Raw genomic sequence first — 21,645 nt, 5'->3', positions numbered from 1 at the left:
AAAGAACTAAGCGGGCAGGATAATAGTAAACGTCGAGCCTCCACCCTGCTTACTTTCGACGCTGAGCGTACCGCCATGTCCCTGAGCAATAATATCGTAGCTGAGCGAGAGACCCAAGCCCGTGCCTTCGCCGGGGGGCTTTGTGGTAAAGAAGGGCTGGAAGATTTTCTCGCGCACCGCTGGGCTCATGCCCGTGCCATTGTCTTGCACCCGAATATGCACCTGCTCCTCCACTCGCTGAGTTGAGACCCGCACCGTGGGCTGGTAGCCGGCCTCGCCCACCTGCTGACGCTCGCGCACGGCATAGAAGGCATTAGTAAATAGGTTGAGCAACACCCGGCCCACATCCGGGCCCACCATGGTTACGGGCGTTAGCTCGGGTGCGAAGTCCGTAGTCAACTCTACGTTGAAGGCTTTGTCTTTGGCCCGCAGCCCCTGGTAAGCCAGGCGCAGATACTCCTCCGTTAAGCCGTTCAGGTTGGTAGGCCGACGCTCACCGGCGCTGGTTTGGCTGTGTTCAAGCATGCCCTTGACGATGCCCGCCGCGCGCCGCCCGTGGTGGCCGATCTTATCCAGGTTCTGGGTCAAGTCCTCGAATAGCTCCTGCTGTAAGGCCGCATCCGCAGTTACGCCTTTGGCCTGCTCCTCGCGCAGCTCCGCTACCAGTTCGCTGCTCAGGTCCGAGAAGTTGGTCACGAAGTTCAGAGGGTTCTGAATCTCGTGCGCTATACCAGCCGTCAGTTCGCCCAGGCTGGCCATCTTCTCCTTCTGAATGAGTTGAGCCTGCGTGGCGCGCAAGTCCGTCAGGGAGCGTTGTAGCTGCTCGGTGCGCTGCTGGACCTGCTGTTCCAAGGTCTCGTTCTGGGCAGCTAGCAGGGCTTGCTTTTCCTGCTCCTGGGCCAGAGTTTGGGCTGAGAGGTGCTCGACTTCGCTTAGCTTGACTTGCAACAGCTGACTATCCAGGGCAAACTCGCGGGCCAGGTACAGCGAAATGCCTAGCGCCGGGGACAAGAATATCAGCAATACCACTAATCCCCCCAACCACTCCGAAATACTAGGGGTGTGGGATCGGGAACATTCAGTAGGGCGCTGACCACCACGAGCCCCAATATGAGCACGAATATCAAGAGCATCACGGCAAACCCAGCCCCGATTATCCAGGCCCCGCGGTGCTGCTGGCGCAGGGCCCGCCCGGTCAGGCGCAGCAGCTCGACAACACTTATGACCATGAGGGGTAGTGTGGCAAATCCAAAGTAGCTACCTCCATATATAGAAAGTAATACTACCCCAAAGAGCGCCCACAACCCCCGATATACCCAGCCGGGCCGGAAGCCGAACAAAGCATAAACCGCCCGCACGACCCACGGGTACGCGCTCAGGATTAGGGGATTCCTAATCCACCCCAGGAGCAGCCGCGGCGCTGGGGTCGAGAAGGCCAGTGCCCACTGACTAAAGGCGGCCAGAAAGCCTAACGCAAATGTGCCGGTGAAGAAAGCAAAGTACAGGTTGGCCCGCTGGGCCGGGTAGTAGCGAAAAAAGACCAGGTGCAGCAGCGTGAGTAAGCCAAATATCCCGCCCATCATACTTTCCCTTAATACAACCTTCACCCGTGCGTCCACCCGCTGCTGCACCTGGGCTTCGCTGCGCAGGTACACGTTCAGCAATTGCTTCCCACCAGCCAGCCGCAGCAATGGCGAATGCCAGGGCGCGAAGCGGATAGCCAGCACCTGCTCGGCGGGGCCACCACGCGGTACGACCACCGGCGGGAGTTTGTCGGAGTCGGGAACGTAGGTGGGGTTGGCCTGAACCCTACCGTGGCGTTGTAGTAGCCGCCCGTTGAGATAAATTTCCCAGGCCCCGTACCCAGCTACTTGGAGCATTATCGCCCGTTGGCGTAGGCTGTCGGCGAGGCGAAAGCGCAGGCGCAGCCAGCTGATGTCGGTACGTAGGCGGGGGGGCAATTCTTGCCTCGGCCGGGCGGGGTTGATGGTGTCCCAGGCGCTGTCATCAAAATCGGGTCGCGCCCACTGCGAGTTGTCACCCACCTGGTAGCGCCAGCCATTTTCGAGGAGCAAGCCGCTTTGGGAGCCCTTTGGAGACAAGCTGTTTACGCGTAGCACGGCAGTGTCGGCGGGCAGCGGGGCGGCTGCGGCAGACAAGAACAGCAGCCCGCAGGCCACCAGCAAGAGAAGAAATCGCATAGTAGAGGAAAAACCACGCAGCGAACTACTTCTCGTGGCTGGAATTAATCCAAGTTATAGTTGGGCTTTAAGGGAGCAAGCTAAGCATTTACTTACTGCTAATCAGTAGAATAAACACCTATTTAAAGCCCTCGAATGTTGGCCAAGAATAAATGTATAAGCGGGCTAAAAGCGGGCAAAGCGGTACACAATCTCCATATTTGGGCGCGCGTTTAGTAGCTAGGCAGGCTCCCCTTTGGCCGCTTACAAAATTGCATCCCTTATTGATCATGAAAAAAATCAGCCTGTTTGTTTTCGGTCTATCGGCTCTCCTGACTGGTTGCCAGCCCAAAGCCGACACCTTCGCCGGCCGCCTATCCGTAGTCGAGACGCCGCAGGTATTCCGGTATCGCCCAGGCCTACCGGCCCGCGTGAGTGCTCACCGAGGTGGCGGCAACTACCCCGGCTACCCCGAAAATGCGGTGGAGTCCTTTGCTTACCTGGTTGGTCAGACGCCCATGATTATTGAGTGCGACATCGACCTCACCCGCGACAGTGTGCTGGTGCTTTTGCACGACAAAACGCTAGACCGCACGACCAACGGCACCGGCCCCCTTATCAATAAAACGTGGGCTGAATGCCAGGAATATCGCCTGGAGGACAACTTCGGCACCGCCACAAATTTCCGCATTCCGACCCTCGAGCAAGCCTTGCGCTGGGGCAAAGACAAATGCTTGTTTACCCTGGATGTGAAGCGTGGGGTGCCCTTTACGAAGGTGGTAGACATGATTCATCGGACCAACGCGGCCAGCTATGCCGCCGTTATTACCTACAATGCGCCTGATGCGGCTACTGTGTATCGGCTGGATCCTCAACTGATGATTTCGGTGTCCATTGGCGGTCAGGAAGACTACGAGCGACTACGCGCGGCCGGTGTGCCCGACCAGAACATGATAGCCTTCGTGGGAACCGCCGAGCCCGATCCGGCGCTGTATCAGTTTTTGCATACCAAAGGAATTGCCTGCATCCTGGGCGTTTTGGGCAACCTCGATAAACAGGCCGAAGTCCGCGGCGACCAACAGTATCGCACCTTCGTACAGAACGGGGCCGATATTCTGGCCACCGACCGCCCCCTCGAAGTCGCCCAGGCGCTGCGTTGATGCCCACATCAATCTCAAGCGGCCGAGTGGTGCTGCTGGCCTCCGTGCTTAAGCCGCTGAATGACACCCGAATGCTGGGCAAATTTGCCCGCACCCTGCTCGCCCACCCCGGCGTAGTGGTGCACGTAGCGGGCCGGCGGGCAACTGCTCCCAAAAAAGCCCCCCACAACCTCCACACTCATGAATTGCTGGCTGGTTCGCGCCTGAGCTGGCAACGGTTACTAGCTCAATGGCGTTACTGGCAGCTCCTGCGTCGCCTCCGCCCCAACCTTGTTTTCGTGCACGCCCCCGAACTGCTGCCGCTTACGTTGCTGTGGCAAAAGCTGACGCCTGGGGGGCTTTTTATCTATGATGTGCGTGAGAACTACGCGCTCAATATCCAAACGCAGGCCGTGTATCCAGCCTGGGTTCGCGATTCGCTGGCTGGCCTCGTGCGGCAGATAGAAACCTGGGCGGCGCAGCGGGCTTCCGCTGTTGTGCTGGCCGAGCGCAGTTATGCTAATGAGCTGCCTTTTGCCCAGTCGAACCACACCGTTATTCTGGAAAACAAATATCAGCCTGCCCAAGCCGAAGCGTCCAAATTTGCCCCCCAGCCTCTGCCCCAGCCTGGCCAAGAGCTACGACTGCTTTACTCAGGCACCATTTCGGAGCTGAATGGCGTGATTGACGCCTTAGAGCTGGCTCGCCAGCTGCGGATCATCTGGCCCCAAACCCGGCTAACGATTATCGGATTTTGTCAGCAGCCGGAATTACTTCAGCGCCTACAGGAGGCTATTGCTGCCAGCGGCGACGGCGTCGTGTTGATTGGCGGCGATACGCTGGTGCCCCACGAGCAAATTGTGGATGCCATTCGCCAAAGCCACCTTGGGCTGCTGCCCTACCGCCCCCATGCCAGCACCTGGCGTTGCCGCCCGACAAAGCTTTTTGAGTATCTGGCTCATGGCCTTCCGGTGCTGATTCCGCCTAATCCACTTTGGGCAGAGCTGGTTAATCAGCACCAAGCCGGTGCGGTAATTGACTTTTCTAAACTTACTGCCTCAACCGTGACAGATACCATTCATACGATGGCCGGCCACCGGTTTTATCCGAATGGCATTCCGACGGAAGTATTTTGGGACACCGAAGCCCAAAAACTAAATCAGGTGATCGATTCTATTTGGTAACTGCTGACCTTTGCGCCCCGTTTAGGAAACCGGGACCTATTTTTTTTAACTTCGGCCCCTTTTTCTCCGTTCTTCGCCCAAAATCCCCCTTCCTATGAGCACCCTCCGCCAAACCGAAATTGCCGGCGTCGGCCACTACGTACCCGACCGTGTGGTAATGAACGCTGAACTCGAACAACTCATGGAAACCACCGACGCCTGGATTCAAGAGCGCACGGGTATCAAGGAGCGCCGTTGGTTCGAGGAAGGCAAAGATACTACCGCCAACATGGGCGCGCAGGCCTCTCGCCGCGCTTTGGAGCAAGCTGGCCTGCAGCCCGACGACGTGCAACTCATCATTTTCGCCACGCTCTCCCCCGATTATATCTTCCCTGGTTCCGGCGTGCTTTTGCAGCGCGAATTGGGTATTAAGGATAACATTCCGGCGCTCGACGTGCGCAATCAGTGCTCCGGCTTCGTGTATGCGCTTTCAGTAGGCGACCAGTTTATTCGCACCGGCATGTATGATACCGTGCTCGTGGTGGGTTCCGAGATTCACTCCTCCGGTCTGGATAAAAGCACTCGGGGTCGCGCCGTATCCGTCATTTTCGGCGATGGCGCTGGTGCGGTAGTGCTGCGCCCTTGCACACGGGAAGGCCATGGCATTCTGAGCACCCACTTGCATGCCCAAGGCGAATTTGCGGAGGAGCTCATTGTGAAAGAGCCCGGCTCGAACCGCGAAGACCGCGTTCGGGTAGCCATGGAAAACCAAGAGGAGATGTATCCTTACATGAACGGCACCAACGTGTTTAAGCACGCTGTGGTCCGTTTCCCCCAGGTCATCAACGAAGCGTTGGCGCAGAATGGCTTACAGCCCCAGGACATCGACATGCTGATTCCGCACCAAGCCAACTTGCGCATCACGCAGTTTGTGCAGCAGAAAATGCAACTGCCCGACGATAAAGTATACAGCAATATTCAGCGCTACGGCAACACTACCGCCGCTTCTGTGCCTATAGCTTTGAGCGAAGCCGTGGGCGAAGGCAAAATCAAACGCGGTGACCTGGTGTGCCTGGCTGCTTTCGGAAGCGGCTTCACCTGGGCCTCTGCCCTAATTCGCTGGTAAGCTGAGCTACGAACCAGGAAGTGGGAAGTAACCATTTCCCGTTTCCTGGTTCGTAGCTCATTTAATATTGAGTTAAACCTTTCATTCTTCAATCGACCAAAGTGCCCAGTCACACCGAGGAAAATTATTTGAAGGCCATTTATAAGCTGTGGGAAGCGCAGCCCGGCGTGGAGGTGAGCACTAACCGCATTGCCGAAGTGCTCCAAACTCGCCCCGCCTCGGTGACTGATATGCTGCGCCGCCTCGGCGAAAAAGGACTGTTGCACTACGAGCGGTACCGTGGCGTGTCGCTTACCCACGACGGGCGGCGCGTAGCCCTGCTCACCATTCGCAAGCACCGACTTTGGGAGGTTTTCCTGGTGAATAAGCTAGGCTTCAATTGGGACGAGGTGCACGACGTTGCTGAGGAAATGGAGCACTTGCAGTCTCCGCTCCTCATCCGTCGCCTTGATGAGTTTCTGGGCTTTCCCCAATTGGATCCGCACGGTGACCCTATCCCGGCCGAAGACGGTGCGATAGTTCGGCCGCAGCATCGGCTGGTTTCAGACCTCCAACCTGGTGAAGAAGGGACTGTAATGGCTGTTAAAAACACCTCTGTCCCCTTCCTCCAATACCTCGACAAAGCTGGGTTAAGTCTGGGTGCTAGAATTGAAGTATTGGATAAAGTAGCATTCGATAATTCATTAGAAATCAGAATAAACAGCAATAAGGTTACACTGATCTCTAATGAGATAAGCTGCAATTTATTTGTAGCTGACTAAGCCAGTACTGGCACTTCGTGCAGCCACTTGTGTGTTAGCAGAAACGCCCCTAGTCACCAGTGACGCGGCCTGAACTATCTGGCATCAGCCTGCGGAAAGCAGCGCTAAAATTTGCCCCCAGTACTCCTATTTATGCTGCTTCCCCCTTCCCTTTCCGATACTATTATTGCCTTGTCTACGCCGCCGGGCGCCGGGGCAATTGCAGTCATTCGCCTCTCCGGGCCAGAGGCATTCTCTCTCACCAACGGCTTATTTCGCGGCAAAAATCTCGCTGAGCAGCCCAGTCACACCTTGCACTACGGCACCTTGCGCGAAGCGGATGGTCGCATTCTTGACGAGGTAGTCGTTTCCTTGTTTCGGGGGCCAAATTCCTACACCCGCGAAGACGTCGTAGAGATAAGCTGCCACGGCTCCGACTACATTGTGCAGCAGGTGCTGACCGCCTTTACGCGGCGCGGTGCCCGCTTAGCCGAGGCGGGCGAGTTCACCAAGCGGGCCTTTCTGCACGGCGCCTTCGACCTAGCCCAAGCTGAGGCCGTCGCGGACCTTATTGCCGCCGATTCGGCCTTATCGCACCAGGTAGCCATGCAGCAGATGCGGGGTGGCTTTTCGCGGGAGCTGCGCGACTTGCGCGCCCGCCTAGTGCAGTTTGCTGCCCTGCTAGAACTGGAGTTGGACTTCGGTGAAGAAGATGTAGAATTTGCCGATCGAAACGGTTTGGTAGTTCTGCTACAAGAAGTACAGGCATTGGTTCGCCGCCTTCTCCGTTCATTTGAGTTAGGCAACGTTATCAAAAACGGCGTTATCACCGTCATTGCCGGACGGCCTAATGCGGGTAAATCGACTCTGCTGAATGCCTTGCTGAATGAAGAGCGGGCCATCGTATCGGCGGTAGCTGGCACCACCCGCGACCTCATTGAGGATGAGGTCAGCATTGAGGGAATTCGCTTCCGGTTTGTCGATACGGCCGGCCTGCGTGAGACCACCGATGAAGTCGAATCTATCGGAGTAGAGCGTACTCGCCAGCGTGTACGACAGGCGGCTCTTCTAATTTATCTATTTGATTTGACGACTAGTATTCCTAGTGAAGTTCAAGCAGAGATTGAAGCATTGAATCCTGGGGGGCAAATTCCGATGCTGGCGGTTGGCAATAAACGCGACGTTGCTTCTGCGGCTCAGTTACAGGCCTTCCGCAATCAGCCCAATACCGTTCTGATTGCGGCTAACACGGGCGAAGGTCTTGAGGAGCTACGCGCTGATTTGTTGGCTCGGGCCCGCGGCACTGGTCTCGATCAAACAGATGCCTCGACTATTGTCACCAATTTGCGCCATGCCCGCAGCCTTGAAAAAACCAATACCGCGTTAGACGCCGTGTTGGTAGGGCTGGCTACCGCCGCAGGTACTGAGTTAGTGGCTGCTGATCTACGTCAGGCCTTGGCGGCGCTGGGTGAGATTACCGGAGAAATATCCTCCGATGATTTATTGACCAGCATTTTCACCCAGTTCTGTATCGGCAAGTAGTGGCTTATTCCCGCGCTTTTTGGTTTCGAAGCGCTAAATTGAATAAAACCGCGTCTGGGGGGCAAATTCCCCGTTTTCACCTGAACAACATAAGTCGCCAAGTTGTAGTATAGTGTTCAAACATCGATTATCCTTTCTGGCTTGCTAGTTATTCTTTAGTTTCGCCCCGCAACCACCCTCTAACCCACGCTTATGGCAGAGTCTGCTGAACTTATCCTCGACGGTAAATCCATTTCCTTACCCGTCATTGAAGGCACCGAGAACGAAAAAGCATTTGATATTGGCAAGCTGCGTGATCAGACGGGTTACGTAACCCTCGATTCAGGCTACAAGAACACCGGCGCCACCAAGAGCGCCATTACCTTCCTCGATGGCGAAGAAGGTATCCTGCGCTACCGCGGCTATCCTATTGAGCAGCTCGCCGAGCGGTCGAATTTCCTGGAAGTAGCGTATTTGCTGATCTACGGCTCTTTGCCTACCCAAACGGAGCTAGACAACTTTGCCCACCAAATCACGACCCACACGCTGGTGCACGAAGATGTGCGCAAGATATTCGACGGTTTCCCATCGGCAGCCCACCCCATGGGCATTCTGTCCAGCCTGATTTGCTCACTGACTGCTTTTTACCCCAAAAGCCTCGACCCCAATCAGAGCCCAGAGGAGACTAATCTGAATATCATTCGTCTGATTGCTAAAATCTCGACGATTGCGGCTTGGTCGTATAAGAACTCGGTGGGTCATCCGCTCAACTATCCTCGCAACGACCTCGACTATTGCTCGAACTTCCTATACATGATGTTCGCCTTCCCAACGGAGAAGTATGAGATCAATCCAGTGGTTGTAAGCGCTCTGAATAAACTGCTGATCCTGCACGCCGACCACGAGCAGAACTGCTCTACCTCTACGGTACGTTTGGTAGGCTCGGCTAATGCTAGCTTGTATGGTTCGGTTTCGGCCGGTGTGAACGCTCTATGGGGCCCACTGCACGGCGGAGCCAACCAAGAGGTGATGGAAATGCTGGAGGCCATTCAGCAGGACGGCGGCAACACCCAGAAGTGGGTGGATAAAGCCAAGGACAAGAACGACTCTTTCCGCCTGATGGGTTTTGGCCACCGCGTGTACAAGAATTTCGACCCACGCGCTAAAATCATCAAGAAGGCTGCCGATGACGTACTCAAGGCACTTGGTATTGATGATCCACTGCTCAAGATTGCTCAGGAGTTGGAGCAAGCAGCCCTCACCGATCCGTACTTCGTGGAGCGCAAGCTGTATCCGAACGTTGACTTTTATTCCGGTATTATATATCGCGCTATCGGTATTCCCACGGAGATGTTTACAGTGCTCTTCGCAATGGGTCGCCTGCCCGGCTGGATTGCTCAGTGGAAAGAGATGCGTGAGAACAAGGAGCCTATTGGTCGTCCCCGCCAGATTTATACCGGCGAGTTGGAGCGCGATTATGTCGGCATTGAGCAACGCTAACTGATTCGAGTTCACTAGCCACAAAAAAGCCCCCAGACCTATCTGGGGGGCTTTTTTGTGGTTGCTTGGTAAGAATAGTTGGTAGCTTTAATTCTTCACAGCCGTCATTGTGGCTTTCGACTGATTGTAAGCTACCATTTGCTTTGGCCATAGGATGGCAGCCAGATCCCACTCATAGTGCGACTGTACCTCCGCCAAATACTGGTCAAGAGCAGCAGGATCAGACGATAGGCGAGTCTTGGCCTCTTCCATTTCGGCGAGCATCTGCAGATTCAAACGTTTGATCTTCACATACTGACCTTCGTCGAGGCGAACCTTCTGCGCCATCTGACGGGTAAGTTGCGTAGCACGGGCATTCAGTGACGTTCCATTGTCAGCTAGCGCGGTAACGGACAGCGCGGAAGCTAAGCTGATCATGACACAAACCAGAGTATAGATTCTTTTCATAAAAGGAGGGATTTAGGAGTGAAAAGAGAACGGTTGATTACTACTATTCTGCCATGGCCCGAAATGCTATTAAGTGCATATCACGCCGACAAGAATTAGAACACCTAAATATAAACTGATTTAGATAAAAATCAACACATTTTATTGATTAATTACCATTTAATAAATTTAAATATAAATTTTACTATAAAAACAAATCTTTAAATGAGTGAGCATCACACTTAGCTTAAGTAGTAGATAAGCTCACAGATGCCACTTAAACCCTAAAATAGACCGGTATAATCAGGCTATTTTAAGGGAATAAGAATAGTCTAAAACCTAGATTAATTAGAGGCATTCATTAGTGCAGTCATAGTACTCCGCGACTGCTGATACATAGCAAACTGATCAGTACGCATCACTCGGGCAAGTGCAACATCATAGTCAATCTGAACTTCCGCCATTTTCTGATCCAAGCTCAAGGGATCGGCAGCATAGCGAACTTTCAAATCGTCCATATCCGAAAGCATTTTCACATTGAGCTGCTTCACCTTTAAGTATTGACCTTCGTCCAGTCGTGCTTTATTAGCAATAGCGCGAGTGAGCGTAGTTGCGCGAGCTTGAATGGCTGTAGATCCATCAGCAGCCAATACAGTGGACGATGCCCCCTGCAAGCACAGGATTAAACAGGCAAAAAAATATACTTTTTTCATAATGGTAGGTAAAAGAAGGTAAAGTGGAAAAGAAACATTTGATGGGTTTTGCAAAGTGTCAGCCTCACATGCTCAAGCGGATCACAGTTACATCACGTCTCAAATGTATATGGAAATATTTAAAAAAAAACATAATTTTTATCACTATTCTACTTCTTTACTTTTACCACAAATAGATAATTCATTCACTGGAAAGCTTTTAATGATTCTATAAGCAAGAAATACTACAACACAAAAAACCCTAGATTTTATAAAATCTAGGGTCGTTTTTGAACTATTTATACTTAGAGTGCTAGAGTATTCGGAATTCGATCCTTCTATTTTGTTGGCGATGAGTATCAGAATCATTTGGCTGCAATGGCTTGGTTTCGCCATACCCTTTGAAACGAAGTCGGCTTGCTTTCACTTCATTTGCCACCAAATAATTATACACAGCTTTTGCTCGGTTTTGCGACAAAACCATGTTGTCGCTGTCTGCTCCTACATCATCGGTATGCCCTGAAATCTCTACTTCTATATCCTTATACTGCCGCATAAATTGGATCAGCCGATTTAATTCTGTTCGGGATTTAGGCTTGAGGTCATACTGATTGGTATCAAAAAACAAGTTATTCAGCACAATACTGCGTCCTGCCCGCACAGGCTCCAGATAAATATCTAGGGTCAGCGGGTCGAAGCGTCTCTTGTCAGTGTAGTCAAAGCTTAAGCTCTTCATCAAATACTTGTCCGCGACGGCGTACATCGCGTATTGCCGCCCTTCGTTAAGCACTACGGTATAGTCACCCGATTCGCTATCAGACGTTACGTACTGCACCAATTCATCCGTTTGCAGATCATAGAGCTGCACATCAGCCCGCAACGGCTTTTTGGTTGTCGCATCGAATACACGACCTTGAGTGTAGGTACTGGTTTCACGGGCTCGAACTTCTGCGGGAACCTCAAACCCGAATAATTCTACCGGCCGGTCGCGCTCCTGTTTTACGCCCGGCTCAGTAGCGCGTGAGCGGGAGCAGAAGCCACGACGATTGTCGGAAGTAATAAAAAGGGACGCTTCATTTTCGAAGGTATTTAGTGGGTAGCCAAGGTTGCGGGGCTCACTCCAACGGCCGGGCGCCTGCATCTCACAGCGATATACATCTAGGCCCCCCATGCCAACAAGGCCATCCGTGACATAATACAGCGTGGTTCCGCTGGCATGAATAAAGGGTGCCATATCCTTGCCGGGCGTATTCACAGGCTCTCCCAAGTTGCGAGCAACACTCCACGTATCGTCGGGCTGCAGAGTGGTCACGTAAATGTCTTCCTGGCCTTGTCCTCCCCGGCGGGTAGAAGTGTAGTAGAGAGTGCGTCCATCGGCCGAAAGAGTAGGTTGTGAGTCCCACTCAGGCGAGTTAACGTTGCGGCCTAAGTTCTGTGGCTTGCTCCAGTTGTTGCCCGTTCGACGCGAGATATACAAATCGCAACTTCCCACGGAACCAGGTCGGTCGCAGGAGGTGAAAACAAGGGTCTTGCCATCGCCTGAAATAGTGCTGGCTCCCTCCTTGTACTGTGTATTAATGAGGGGAGAAATAGAAACTGGCTGCCCGAAAGACCCATCATCATTACGCTTAGCAACAAAGAGATTTTCATCGCCTGCATCCTGAATGGTATAAAGCAGAAAGCGGTTGTCAGCCGTCAGAGCAGGAAAATACTGATACCGAAACGTATTCAGTGGCTCACCCAGCCGCTCTGGTGACATACCCACGGGATTGGCTATGGCCTTGAGGGCAAACTCACAATTCTTGAGTTGGCGCTGGGCCCGGCTGACATTGCGTTGGCCTTTGGGGGCCATTTTCACATAATTTTTGTAACCAGTGGAGGCTGTTTTGTAATCACCAAAGGTCATCGCCAATTCCCCCAAGGTATAATAGTCAGCGTAACGCGTAGCGCTGGGGGCAATATTGCTAAGCCGGCCCGGTAAGCCTCAAAAGCCGCCTGGTTTTCCCCCATGGCTTTGAGCAGAGAGCCCTTTAAAAGGAAGGGTTCACCCTGGGATGGAAACTTATCATTGAGAATCGAAAGCGTCTCAAGGGCTTTTGTAAAATCGCGCTCTTTGGCCTGCTCCTGGGCTTTCTCAAACAGGTGGCGGGCCTTCGTATTCGTCGTGGAGAGTTTGGCTTGCGCCAGCGCAACGGTTGTAGGGAGGATGGCACCTACTAACAGCATCAACAGCACGAAAACAGGTAGCAAACGGCGCATAAGCAGAAGCTGAAAGCTACGGTATATCGAGATACTTATGCGTCTGTAAAGACACCTGCCACTGCGGATTTTGCTTCACATAGTCCACGATTAATGGGGTCATCTGTGCGGCACGGCTCCATTCAGGCTGCAGATAAAGGCGAGTGTGCGTACCTACTTGCGCGGCGTGCTCTTCGGCCCATGCAAAATCACTCTTGTTGAACACAACTACCTTCAATTCATGGGCCAACTGAAGCACGGAAGGCAGTGGTGCCTTAAATTTCTTGGGCGAAACACAAATCCAGTCCCAATCGCCGGTAAGTGGATACGCACCCGATGTTTCGAGCCAAGTTTGGCAGCCGGCATCTTTTAGGTTGGCCGTGAGCTGAGTTAAGTTGTGCATCAAGGGCTCTCCACCCGTCACCACCACGTTGCGGCCCGGATGCTGCTTCACAGCCGCGACCATGTCAGTCAGTGCCACGGGCGGATGTTGACTAGCATCCCAAGATTCCTTCACATCACACCAGTGGCAGCCTACATCGCAGCCGCCCAGGCGAAGAAAATAAGCAGCCCGACCAGTATTATAACCCTCTCCCTGAATGGTATAGAATTGCTCCATCAGGGGCAGTGAGGCATTGAGATATGCCGCCGCCGCCGAGCCGGCTATAAGGGGAATTGTATGCAGCAAAACAGTAGAATATGGTAAAATAAACAGTAAGCGAGGCCCACGGCCCGGATCTTCAAACGCTATAGCGCTCGACTTCCGTTCCGCGTACCCACTTTTTAAAAGTAGTCGAACTACCCGGACTTTAAAAGCTTTATTTCGGCTGAATAGGATTCTACCGGGCGTATATGTCTCCTTTAGCGGCGCGCAACGTATTAAGCAAGAGCATGGCAATAGTCATCGGGCCCACTCCACCAGGTACAGGTGTGATGTAGGAACACTTAGGCGCTACCCCTACAAAATCAACGTCACCCTTCAGGGTAAAGCCAGACTTCTTGCTAGCATCGGCCACCCGGGTAGTACCTACATCAATAACGATGGCACCGGGCCGTACCATGTCAGCCGTCACGAATTCAGGTCGGCCAATGGCAGCCACTACGATATCGGCCGTGCGAACAATCTCAGCCAGGTTGCGCGTGCGTGAATGACACAAAGTAACAGTGCAGTTACCCGTATCTAAGTTCTTGGCAAGCAATATACTAACCGGAGTCCCTACGATGTTGCTGCGGCCAATCACTACGCAGTGCTGCCCGCTGGTTTCAATGCCGTAGCGGCTTAGCAATTCCACTATACCGGACGGGGTAGCTGGCAACAAAGCAGGTAAGCCAGCCACCATGCGCCCCATATTCATTGGGTGGAATCCATCAACATCTTTCTCCGGCTTGATGGTTTCGATAACCTTATCAGCCGAGATGTGGGCCGGCAGTGGCAGCTGCACAATGAAGCCATCTATGCGGTCGTCGTTGTTGAGTTCCTCCACCTTGGCCAGCAACTCAGCTTCGGTGATATCATCCTCGTAGCGCAACAGGGTTGACTCGAAGCCTACCCGCTCGCAGGCCAGCACCTTGTTACGCACGTAGGTTTCAGAGCCACCGTCGTGGCCCACCAGAATGGCGGCCAAGTGGGGAATTTTGCCCCCCGCGGCCTTTATTTTTTCAACCTCGGCGGCAATTTCTACTTTGATGTCTTCGGCAGTTTTCTTGCCGTCGATGAGTTTGTAGCTAGTAGCTTCGGGGGCAGTGGTCATGCGGGTATCAGCGATATTATTCGGAAGAAGTGGTAGTGGTCTTACGTGCCTCATTATGCGCAGCAATAGCAGCGGCGCCGGATTCCTGTAGCTCTTTCTCCATCGTGGGCCAATCGTCGCGCCAACGAAACTTGCGCTCTTGTCCTTTAATGATCTTGTCTAACTGTACTTCGGTCGTACAGTTCTCGGTGAGTTTGTTAGCCATTGGTTTGAGGTAGTCATACAACGGCTTGTCAGGAAGTGTATGAGGTGAAAAAAGTAAGACAAGCATAAAAAAACGCGCCCCAAGAGGCGCGTTTCAATCTTTAATCAATCGAGTTTCAACACTGCCAGGAAGGCTTCCTGTGGGATTTCCACGGAGCCTACTGAGCGCATCCGCTTCTTGCCTTCCTTCTGCTTTTCAAGCAGCTTGCGCTTCCGGCTGATGTCGCCGCCGTAGCACTTGGCAATTACGTTTTTGCGAAGGGCTTTCACTGTTTCGCGGGCGATGATCTTCTGGCCTATACTGGCTTGAATAGCGATGTCGAACATCTGGCGCGGTAAGAGCTCCCGGAGCTTTTCGCAGATGCGCTTGCCCCACTCATAGCTTTTGGAACGGTGCACAATGGCCGACAGGGCGTCGACCTTCTCACCATTGAGCATAATGTCGAGCTTTACCATGTCCGACTCGCGAAAGCCAATCAGCTCATAGTCAAGGGAGGCGTAACCGCGGCTGATGGTTTTAAGCTTGTCGAAGAAATCGAACACGATTTCTGACAGGGGCAGCTCAAAGTTCATCTCTACCCGCTCGGAAGTTAGGTAGCTCTGGCCTTTGATAATGCCACGCTTTTCCATGCACAGAGTGATGATAGGCCCTACATAGTCAGCCGCAGTAATAATCTGCGCTTTAATGAAGGGCTCCTCAATGTGCTTAATCAGGTTCGGCTCCGGCATTTCGGAGGGAGCGTTGATGGTCAGCAACTGATCCTTGGTGCCAGTGGCGTGAAACTGAACGCTGGGCACGGTAGTAATCACCGTCATGTTGAACTCGCGCTCCAGACGCTCCTGCACGATTTCCATGTGGAGCATACCTAGAAAGCCGCACCGGAAGCCGAAACCCAGCGCCGCTGAGGTTTCGGGCTCCCACACCAGCGAGGCGTCGTTGAGCTGCAGCTTCTCCATGCTAGAGCGCAACTCCTCGTACTCCGTGGTATCGACGGGATAAATACCGGCAAATACCATCGGCTTTACGTCCTCGAAGCCGACAATAGCCTCTTTCGTGGGCCGCGCTACGTGGGTGATTGTGTCGCCTACTTTTACTTCCCGAGCCTCCTTGATGCCTGAAATCAGGTAGCCTACGTTGCCGGCACCCATTTCCTGGCGAGGCTCCTGGTTAAGACCCAGAATACCAATTTCATCGGCGCCGTACTCCTTGCCGGTAGCCATAAAGCGCAGCTTATCGCCCTTGCGCATGGTACCGTTCTTGATGCGGAACAGAACCTCAATGCCGCGGTAAGAATTAAAAACGGAGTCGAAAATCAGGGCTTGCAGCGGGGCTTCTGGGTCGCCTTTGGGAGCCGGTATCCGCTCGCAGATGGCGTTCAGAATGGCCTCGATGCCGATACCGGATTTGCCGGAAGCCGGGATAATATCCTCCCGGTCGCAGCCGATGAGATCCACGATCTCGTCGCTCACCTCTTCCGGCATGGAGTGTGGCAGATCGATCTTGTTCAGCACTGGAATAATTTCCAAGTCAGCACCAATAGCCAGGTACAGGTTAGAAATCGTTTGAGCCTCAATGCCTTGCGAGGAGTCGACAATGAGCAGCGCGCCTTCGCAGGCGGCAATGGAGCGACTTACTTCGTAGCTGAAATCGACGTGGCCGGGAGTATCAATCAGGTTGAGCGTATACATTTCCCCTTTGTAGGGGTACTGCATCTGGATGGCGTGGCTCTTGATGGTGATGCCCCGCTCCCGCTCCAGATCCATGTTGTCGAGTAGCTGAGCCTGCATGTCGCGCTTGGCCACAGTGCTGGTGAACTCCAACAGGCGGTCGGCCAGGGTGCTTTTACCGTGGTCGATGTGGGCGATGATGCAGAAATTGCGGATATGCTTCACTGGCGAGGGTTTTACAACTACAAAGGTAGGCAACAAGGGGCGGAAAAGCTATCTGAGTGATGCCGCCGCCCTTAACTGAGGCAGAGAATGCGCTGGGGGGCAAATTTTGCTTCAAGCCCAACCGTATGAGGAAATCCGGCTTCTCCGTTTCGCTAGTGCTAATCATACTGGCACGCAAGCAAAAGTCTACCCTGCTATCCTCTCATTTCATACCCGCATCATCTCATTCTAGTTCACTAGGTATGACAAATGGCCGGAAATGCTGTTGTTGAAGTACTCAAACTAATTTTAACCTCAACACCTCTCCCATGAGCATTACCCTGAAGCAAGCCCAACGAGCCCTCACCGCCGCCCACGAAGCAGCCGTGGCGCACAACGTGAAAATGAATATTGCCATTGTAGACAGCGGCGCCAACCTCGTGACGTTTCTGCGCATGGATGACGCCTGGCTTGGCTCCCTAGATATCTCCATTAAGAAAGCCAAAACCGCTCGGTTTTTTGATATGAATACTGGCGAAGTTGGTAAGCTTTCCCAGCCCGGCGGCCCGCTTTATAACATTGAGCACTCCAACGGCGGCCTCATTACCTTCCCCGGCGGCATCCCGATTCGCAACAATCAAGGCGCTGTCATCGGGGCTATTGGCGTATCGGGCGACACCGTGGAGAATGACCACACCGTAGCCCAAGCTGGCGCCGACGCAGTGCAGGCCGTGAAGGAGTAACACTCAGCTCGATCTAGTAAGCCAGTAAAAAAGCCCCCCAGAGCATGAAATAGGTACACTGGGGGGCTTTTTTTACTGATTGTTGATGAACCCACACCGGCGCAACGTTTCTGGCGCCTTTCCTCCAACCACAACCTTATCTAACTATGGCAAACAATCGCGGCGTCGTGTACTTGGGGCCGGGCAAAGTAGAAGTGCAAAGCATCGACTTTCCCGAACTAAAGAACCCCAAAGGACGCAACATCACTCACGGAGTGATTCTGAAAGTAGTGTCAACCAACATTTGTGGATCCGACCAGCATATGGTGCGCGGCCGGACCACGGCTCCCGCCGGCCTCGTGCTAGGCCATGAAATTACGGGCGAGGTTATCGAAGCCGGAGCTGACGTCGAGTTTTTAAAGAAGGGCGACTTGGTATCGGTGCCCTTCAATGTAGCGTGCGGCCGCTGTCGTACTTGTAAGGAGATGAAAACCGGTATCTGCCTGACTGTGAACGAAGGCCGCGCCGGCGGCGCCTACGGCTACGTGGATATGGGCGGCTGGGTAGGTGGCCAGGCCGAGTACGTGATGGTGCCCTACGCCGACTTCAATCTGCTGAAGTTTCCGAATAAGGATCAGGCCATGGAGAAAATCCGCGACCTGACCATGCTGAGCGACATTTTCCCGACGGGTTTTCACGGTGCCGTGAAGGCTGGCGTCGGTCCGGGCGCTACGGTATATATAGCAGGCGCGGGGCCTGTAGGCTTAGCCGCGGCAGCTTCGGCGCAGCTCCTGGGCGCGGCCGTGGTTATCGTGGGCGACATGAACAAGGCTCGTTTAGCTCACGCCCGTTCTTTTGGTTGCGAAACCGTGGACTTAACGCTTGATGCTACCCTGACCGAGCAAATCACCCAGATTCTGGGCGTGCCCGAGATTGACTGCGCCGTCGATTGTGTGGGCTTCGAAGCCAGCGGTCACGGCACCGACTCGAAGAAGGAAGTGCCGGCTGCCGTTCTCAACTCCCTTATGGAAATCACCCGCGCGGGCGGCTCCATCGGCATTCCGGGCCTGTATGTAACCGAAGACCCCGGCGCCGAGGACAAGGCCGCCCAGAAAGGCAGTCTATCTATTCGCTTCGGCTTGGGCTGGGCCAAAAGCCACTCCTTTCACACCGGCCAAACGCCCGTAATGAGCTACAACCGCCAGTTGATGCAGGCAATTCTCTACGATAAAGTGCAGATTGCCAAAGCCGTGAACGTGGAAATTATCAGCCTCGATGACGCTCCCAAAGGCTACGCTGAGTTTGACAGTGGCGTGGCTAAGAAATTCGTCATCAACCCCCACAACATGATTCCGGCATGACCGCCTTTTCTCTAAATACAATTACACTGTAGTTAGAAGAATAGAAAAAGGCCCGCCAGGATACTCTGGGGGGCCTTTTTGTGCTTGGGAGAATAAGTAATGCAACTGTACCCTACTCCACTTCTATCTACAATGTAAATGATACTCAATTTCTACAAAGTTTATGTCCTTTCCCTCTTATCCTCACCTTATTGCGTCCTTATTATTCGTGCTTGTAGCACCTTCTATTGCCTCAGCCCAAAGCGCTTCACCTGGTCGCGTGACCAACGCTGCGGGCGAACCATTACCCTACGCCTCGGTGGGCGTACTGGGGAAACCCATCGGGACAGTAGCCAATGGCAGTGGCTCGTTTTCTCTAGCGCCCTTGGCCACCGCTGCGGCTTCCGACACAGTTGTCATCTCCTGCGTTGGGTATCTGCCTCAGCGTTTGACCGTGGCTCAGCTTGGCAATTTGGCTGAAGTGAAACTTGTGCCTCAAGCCCATACGCTGAAGGAGGTAAAAGTGTGAGCCACCGACCGGAAACGTCACCGCATCGGCAACGATGGCAGCTCCAGTCTGACTGCCTACAATTTTCAACTTCGTCAGGATGAGGACCCGGTGCATAAGCCTGGGCGCGAGGTGGGCACGGTGCTGCGCGTGAAAGCCAACAGCCAACTGGAGGACGCCAATTTTTATATTCGGCACAACCACTTCCGCGACCTGCGCTTTCGGCTCAATGTGCGCGCCCTGGACGACAATGACCAACCCACGACTTCTCTGCTTACCCGCGACGTACAGTTTGGCGTAGCCGATGGTGCCACCGGCTGGCAACACATCGACCTGAAACCCTACGATGTGCAGGTGGGCAACAATCAGCGGGTAATCGTAACGCTTGAGTGGCTGCAGGGAAGGCCTGACAGCAAGCACGATTGGTACTTACTTACCATTCCGGGCCCCATATCACCCTTGCACCGCACCATGTTTCGGGATAAGTCGGAGGACCGCTGGATCACCATGCCCGCCAGCCTGAGCATGTACGTGACGGCCCTGAGTCTACGAAGCTGAGCATGAACCTCGCAGGGTGGCGTGCGTAGGTATTGGGGGGCTTTTTCGGCCGCGCCTTATTTATCTACCTATCTCTCTAGCTATGAGCCTTACCCTGAATCCGACCGCTGTTACCTTTGCCAAACATCTTATTGAGGAAGGCAAATTCAAAAACGACCAGGGCCACTGGGGCCAGCACAATCCCCATACCTCCGCCCAGAATACCTACCTCAGCAAGCATGAGATGGAGGAATATGGGCAATGGCACTTGGGCCTCGATATGAGCAAGGCCGAAGACACCAAAGGTCGCTACCACTTCCCTTACGGCGACTTCAAAACCGTGCACCGCGACGGCCTGATTGCCGCCAAGGAGCGCGCCGCCCAGCAAGGCTACACCGATATTGAAGAGGCCGCTGATAAGTTGCTGCAATTACTCGAAGAACAGACTGACAAGTAAGCGGGGGCTTTTTCAGCGCATAATTGCTACTTTTAGACTATGCAGAATCTATTCGAATCCGGCGGCATACTTCTGGGGGCTCTTACTTAGAGCGCATGACCGATGACGAGTTTTTCGACTTCTGCCAGCAGCACCCCCAATTGCGCATCGAGCGCACCGCCAACCATGAAATCGTCATTATGTTGCCTACCGGCAGCCGCTCAGGTAAACGCAACTTTCGCCTCAATCTTCAACTTGGTAAATGGTGGGAACAGCACCAGTCACTTGGCGAAGCTTTCAATTCTAACACTGGCTTCACCCTCCCCGACGGCTCCGTACTGTCGCCGGATGCTTCCTGGGTTTCAGCTGCTAAATGGAACGCGCTGACCGTAGAGCAGCAGGATAAGTTTGCGCCCGTGTGCCCAGAATTTATAGTCGAGCTGAAGTCTGCCACTGATTCGACCAAAATGCTGCAAGCTAAAATGTTCGACTGGCTGCGCAACGGCGCGCAGTTGGCGTGGCTTATCGTGCCCGAAACGGAAACGGCTTATATCTATCGTCCCAGCCAGTCGGAGCCGGAGTTGGTGCAGGGCTTTGACAACGAGCTTTCCGGTGAAGCGGTGCTGCCGGGGTTTCGGCTGCGGCTGGCGGAACTGCGGTAAAAACTTTAACTAGCTTATTAACTATACTTATGCTTGACTTTAAGCTCTGGCTGGAATTCGAACACTTTGATTCATCTGAATGGGATGCACAGAATGAGTTCTGTAATATTAAAGTAGAGCTTTCCACTGGCCAGACCTACGGAATCAATGTCTGAACTTATGCTTTGTTAAAAACTGCCGTTAGTCACGATTTCAAGGCAAATAATAATTTAGATGGAGCTTACATCATGCCTCCTGATCTGTTTGTAAAGGAGTTAACCAGAGAATGTATAGAGGCAACCATAACAGACTTACTAAGCATAGGACAGTTAGATAAAGTGCTTAATCCTAGTGTGCTGATTAAACAGTCAGCTTAGCTTTGCACCTCACCAAAAAGCCCCCAGCATGCCGCGCCAGGGTTTCGGCGGCTGACGGCATTGTGAGAGTGTTTAGATTTAGTTAGAACAAGAGCTATTCTGATAAACTTAAACAAGCATCCAATACCCTTAACAATTATGTCTGGCATAAAAACCATAGGCTTTTCTTTACCTGACTGGTATTTAGCTCTGATGAGCCATAAGCACGAAAAAATCTATGATTTTGAGCAAGAGGAAGGAAAGTATTTACACTTATGGCCGATAGCTGAGGTTTCAGAAATAAATCAGGGGTACAATGCCGATGAAAACTTCCCAGGTTTCTTCTTGGTAGGAACTTATGAAATTGGCGAGGCCTGTGCTATTGAAAAGGAAACAGGCAACATTTATACTGTTCCGTTTATTGGTGCTATTCCGGATGATGCGATTTATGTTGGTAAAACCTTAGAAGAGCTGACAGCATACTTGCAGGAACCTTGGTAACAAAAAGCCCCCCGCTGCTGCGCCGGGGCTTTTTTCGTACCTTAGCCCCACG

At 53.2% G+C, this 21,645-nt stretch carries 23 protein-coding genes; 13 read left to right on the top strand and 10 right to left on the bottom strand.

From position 1 onward, the window contains the following. Nucleotides 1-6 precede the first annotated feature (6 nt). Both G7064_RS01230 and G7064_RS22055 read right to left on the bottom strand, forming a co-directional pair. The gene (locus G7064_RS01230; RefSeq protein WP_240935643.1) at nt 7-1,011 is read right to left on the bottom strand and encodes a sensor histidine kinase; all 1,005 of its coding nucleotides are present in this window, start codon (nt 1,009-1,011) and stop codon (nt 7-9) included. A 17-nt stretch (nt 1,012-1,028) separates the two neighbouring features. Continuing rightward, entirely contained in the window at nt 1,029-2,201 is a 1,173-nt protein-coding gene (locus tag G7064_RS22055; protein ID WP_240935642.1) for a hypothetical protein, read from the bottom strand. A gap of 269 nt (nt 2,202-2,470) precedes the next feature. Between G7064_RS22055 and G7064_RS01225 the strand changes: the two genes are divergently transcribed. From G7064_RS01225 to G7064_RS01200, 6 genes are all read left to right on the top strand, one after another. Beyond that, nucleotides 2,471-3,340, top strand: coding sequence for a glycerophosphodiester phosphodiesterase family protein (locus G7064_RS01225; RefSeq protein WP_166072122.1), 870 nt, complete (start codon nt 2,471-2,473; stop codon nt 3,338-3,340). Continuing rightward, entirely contained in the window at nt 3,340-4,503 is a 1,164-nt protein-coding gene (locus tag G7064_RS01220; protein WP_166072121.1) for a glycosyltransferase, read from the top strand. Before G7064_RS01225 ends, G7064_RS01220 begins: the two co-directional genes overlap by 1 nt. A gap of 94 nt (nt 4,504-4,597) precedes the next feature. Next, the gene (locus G7064_RS01215; protein WP_166072120.1) at nt 4,598-5,608 is read left to right on the top strand and encodes a 3-oxoacyl-ACP synthase III family protein; all 1,011 of its coding nucleotides are present in this window, start codon (nt 4,598-4,600) and stop codon (nt 5,606-5,608) included. A 101-nt stretch (nt 5,609-5,709) separates the two neighbouring features. Beyond that, on the top strand, nt 5,710-6,369 hold the full coding sequence (locus tag G7064_RS01210) for a metal-dependent transcriptional regulator (RefSeq protein ID WP_133272989.1): 660 nt from the start codon (nt 5,710-5,712) through the stop codon (nt 6,367-6,369). A gap of 132 nt (nt 6,370-6,501) precedes the next feature. Beyond that, nucleotides 6,502-7,890 (top strand): tRNA uridine-5-carboxymethylaminomethyl(34) synthesis GTPase MnmE, encoded by a 1,389-nt coding sequence (gene mnmE, locus G7064_RS01205; protein ID WP_166072119.1) that lies wholly within the window; start codon nt 6,502-6,504, stop codon nt 7,888-7,890. A 192-nt stretch (nt 7,891-8,082) separates the two neighbouring features. After that, nucleotides 8,083-9,369 (top strand): citrate synthase, encoded by a 1,287-nt coding sequence (locus tag G7064_RS01200; protein ID WP_133272990.1) that lies wholly within the window; start codon nt 8,083-8,085, stop codon nt 9,367-9,369. Nucleotides 9,370-9,456: 87 nt separating this feature from the next. On the opposite strand, the gene G7064_RS01195 is transcribed toward G7064_RS01200, so the two are convergent. The 8 genes from G7064_RS01195 to lepA all read right to left on the bottom strand — a co-directional run bounded on the left by G7064_RS01195 (nt 9,457) and on the right by lepA (nt 16,573). Beyond that, the gene (locus G7064_RS01195; RefSeq protein WP_133272991.1) at nt 9,457-9,816 is read right to left on the bottom strand and encodes a hypothetical protein; all 360 of its coding nucleotides are present in this window, start codon (nt 9,814-9,816) and stop codon (nt 9,457-9,459) included. 323 nt (nt 9,817-10,139) lie between these two features. Further along, the gene (locus tag G7064_RS01190) at nt 10,140-10,508 is read right to left on the bottom strand and encodes a hypothetical protein (RefSeq protein ID WP_133272992.1); all 369 of its coding nucleotides are present in this window, start codon (nt 10,506-10,508) and stop codon (nt 10,140-10,142) included. Nucleotides 10,509-10,800: 292 nt separating this feature from the next. After that, nucleotides 10,801-12,393, bottom strand: a complete 1,593-nt coding sequence (locus G7064_RS01185) for an OmpA family protein (RefSeq protein WP_240935641.1) — start codon at nt 12,391-12,393, stop codon at nt 10,801-10,803. Then, nucleotides 12,390-12,746: a hypothetical protein gene (locus G7064_RS22050; RefSeq protein ID WP_240935640.1), complete on the bottom strand. Its 357-nt coding sequence runs from the start codon at nt 12,744-12,746 to the stop codon at nt 12,390-12,392. Before G7064_RS22050 ends, G7064_RS01185 begins: the two co-directional genes overlap by 4 nt. 16 nt (nt 12,747-12,762) lie before the next feature. Further along, nucleotides 12,763-13,344, bottom strand: coding sequence for a 7-carboxy-7-deazaguanine synthase QueE (locus G7064_RS01180; RefSeq protein WP_166075000.1), 582 nt, complete (start codon nt 13,342-13,344; stop codon nt 12,763-12,765). Nucleotides 13,345-13,564: 220 nt separating this feature from the next. After that, nucleotides 13,565-14,476, bottom strand: coding sequence for a bifunctional 5,10-methylenetetrahydrofolate dehydrogenase/5,10-methenyltetrahydrofolate cyclohydrolase (locus G7064_RS01175; protein ID WP_133272993.1), 912 nt, complete (start codon nt 14,474-14,476; stop codon nt 13,565-13,567). A gap of 16 nt (nt 14,477-14,492) precedes the next feature. Then, nucleotides 14,493-14,681, bottom strand: a complete 189-nt coding sequence (locus G7064_RS01170) for a hypothetical protein (RefSeq protein ID WP_133272994.1) — start codon at nt 14,679-14,681, stop codon at nt 14,493-14,495. Between the two features lie 104 nt (nt 14,682-14,785). Next, nucleotides 14,786-16,573, bottom strand: coding sequence for a translation elongation factor 4 (gene lepA, locus G7064_RS01165; RefSeq protein ID WP_166072118.1), 1,788 nt, complete (start codon nt 16,571-16,573; stop codon nt 14,786-14,788). Between the two features lie 308 nt (nt 16,574-16,881). Between lepA and G7064_RS01160 the strand changes: the two genes are divergently transcribed. The 7 genes from G7064_RS01160 (at nt 16,882) to G7064_RS01130 (ending at nt 21,593) form a co-directional block, all read left to right on the top strand. Continuing rightward, nucleotides 16,882-17,295, top strand: coding sequence for a GlcG/HbpS family heme-binding protein (locus G7064_RS01160; protein WP_133272995.1), 414 nt, complete (start codon nt 16,882-16,884; stop codon nt 17,293-17,295). 146 nt (nt 17,296-17,441) lie between these two features. Then, nucleotides 17,442-18,635 carry a formaldehyde dehydrogenase, glutathione-independent gene (gene fdhA / locus G7064_RS01155; protein ID WP_133272996.1) on the top strand — a complete coding sequence of 398 codons (1,194 nt, stop codon included), beginning with the start codon at nt 17,442-17,444 and terminating at the stop codon, nt 18,633-18,635. A 163-nt stretch (nt 18,636-18,798) separates the two neighbouring features. Further along, nucleotides 18,799-19,143, top strand: coding sequence for a carboxypeptidase-like regulatory domain-containing protein (locus G7064_RS01150; RefSeq protein ID WP_166072117.1), 345 nt, complete (start codon nt 18,799-18,801; stop codon nt 19,141-19,143). A gap of 90 nt (nt 19,144-19,233) precedes the next feature. Beyond that, complete coding sequence (locus G7064_RS01145) at nt 19,234-19,680, top strand: hypothetical protein (protein ID WP_166072116.1); 447 nt, start codon at nt 19,234-19,236, stop codon at nt 19,678-19,680. An 82-nt stretch (nt 19,681-19,762) separates the two neighbouring features. Further along, the gene (locus G7064_RS01140) at nt 19,763-20,116 is read left to right on the top strand and encodes a hypothetical protein (RefSeq protein ID WP_166072115.1); all 354 of its coding nucleotides are present in this window, start codon (nt 19,763-19,765) and stop codon (nt 20,114-20,116) included. Between the two features lie 95 nt (nt 20,117-20,211). Next, a complete protein-coding gene (locus tag G7064_RS01135) occupies nt 20,212-20,757 on the top strand; it encodes a Uma2 family endonuclease (RefSeq protein WP_166072114.1) in 546 nt (181 codons plus the stop codon). Nucleotides 20,758-21,251: 494 nt separating this feature from the next. Continuing rightward, nucleotides 21,252-21,593 carry a hypothetical protein gene (locus G7064_RS01130; RefSeq protein WP_166072113.1) on the top strand — a complete coding sequence of 114 codons (342 nt, stop codon included), beginning with the start codon at nt 21,252-21,254 and terminating at the stop codon, nt 21,591-21,593. The last annotated feature ends 52 nt before the right edge of the window (nt 21,594-21,645 follow it).

The sequence above is a fragment of the Hymenobacter sp. HDW8 genome (assembly GCF_011305775.1).
Taxonomy (GTDB): Bacteria; Bacteroidota; Bacteroidia; order Cytophagales; family Hymenobacteraceae; genus Hymenobacter; species Hymenobacter radiodurans.
This window is presented reverse-complemented; position numbering and strand designations above follow the sequence as displayed.

What these genes read in the sequence shown, in the direction of transcription:
- G7064_RS01135 (WP_166072114.1), top strand. Translation starts at nt 20,212, where the DNA reads ATGACCGATGACGAGTTTTTCGACTTCTGCCAGCAGCACCCCCAATTG.
- G7064_RS22050 (WP_240935640.1), bottom strand. Translation starts at nt 12,746, where the DNA reads ATGCGCCGTTTGCTACCTGTTTTCGTGCTGTTGATGCTGTTAGTAGGT.
- G7064_RS01170 (WP_133272994.1), bottom strand. Translation starts at nt 14,681, where the DNA reads ATGGCTAACAAACTCACCGAGAACTGTACGACCGAAGTACAGTTAGAC.
- G7064_RS01220 (WP_166072121.1), top strand. Translation starts at nt 3,340, where the DNA reads ATGCCCACATCAATCTCAAGCGGCCGAGTGGTGCTGCTGGCCTCCGTG.
- G7064_RS01180 (WP_166075000.1), bottom strand. Translation starts at nt 13,344, where the DNA reads ATGGAGCAATTCTATACCATTCAGGGAGAGGGTTATAATACTGGTCGG.
- G7064_RS01160 (WP_133272995.1), top strand. Translation starts at nt 16,882, where the DNA reads ATGAGCATTACCCTGAAGCAAGCCCAACGAGCCCTCACCGCCGCCCAC.
- G7064_RS01150 (WP_166072117.1), top strand. Translation starts at nt 18,799, where the DNA reads ATGTCCTTTCCCTCTTATCCTCACCTTATTGCGTCCTTATTATTCGTG.
- G7064_RS01185 (WP_240935641.1), bottom strand. Translation starts at nt 12,393, where the DNA reads ATGACCTTTGGTGATTACAAAACAGCCTCCACTGGTTACAAAAATTAT.
- G7064_RS01225 (WP_166072122.1), top strand. Translation starts at nt 2,471, where the DNA reads ATGAAAAAAATCAGCCTGTTTGTTTTCGGTCTATCGGCTCTCCTGACT.
- mnmE (WP_166072119.1), top strand. Translation starts at nt 6,502, where the DNA reads ATGCTGCTTCCCCCTTCCCTTTCCGATACTATTATTGCCTTGTCTACG.
- G7064_RS01130 (WP_166072113.1), top strand. Translation starts at nt 21,252, where the DNA reads ATGTCTGGCATAAAAACCATAGGCTTTTCTTTACCTGACTGGTATTTA.
- G7064_RS01215 (WP_166072120.1), top strand. Translation starts at nt 4,598, where the DNA reads ATGAGCACCCTCCGCCAAACCGAAATTGCCGGCGTCGGCCACTACGTA.
- G7064_RS01175 (WP_133272993.1), bottom strand. Translation starts at nt 14,476, where the DNA reads ATGACCACTGCCCCCGAAGCTACTAGCTACAAACTCATCGACGGCAAG.
- G7064_RS22055 (WP_240935642.1), bottom strand. Translation starts at nt 2,201, where the DNA reads ATGCGATTTCTTCTCTTGCTGGTGGCCTGCGGGCTGCTGTTCTTGTCT.
- G7064_RS01200 (WP_133272990.1), top strand. Translation starts at nt 8,083, where the DNA reads ATGGCAGAGTCTGCTGAACTTATCCTCGACGGTAAATCCATTTCCTTA.
- G7064_RS01140 (WP_166072115.1), top strand. Translation starts at nt 19,763, where the DNA reads ATGAGCCTTACCCTGAATCCGACCGCTGTTACCTTTGCCAAACATCTT.
- G7064_RS01195 (WP_133272991.1), bottom strand. Translation starts at nt 9,816, where the DNA reads ATGAAAAGAATCTATACTCTGGTTTGTGTCATGATCAGCTTAGCTTCC.
- G7064_RS01190 (WP_133272992.1), bottom strand. Translation starts at nt 10,508, where the DNA reads ATGAAAAAAGTATATTTTTTTGCCTGTTTAATCCTGTGCTTGCAGGGG.
- fdhA (WP_133272996.1), top strand. Translation starts at nt 17,442, where the DNA reads ATGGCAAACAATCGCGGCGTCGTGTACTTGGGGCCGGGCAAAGTAGAA.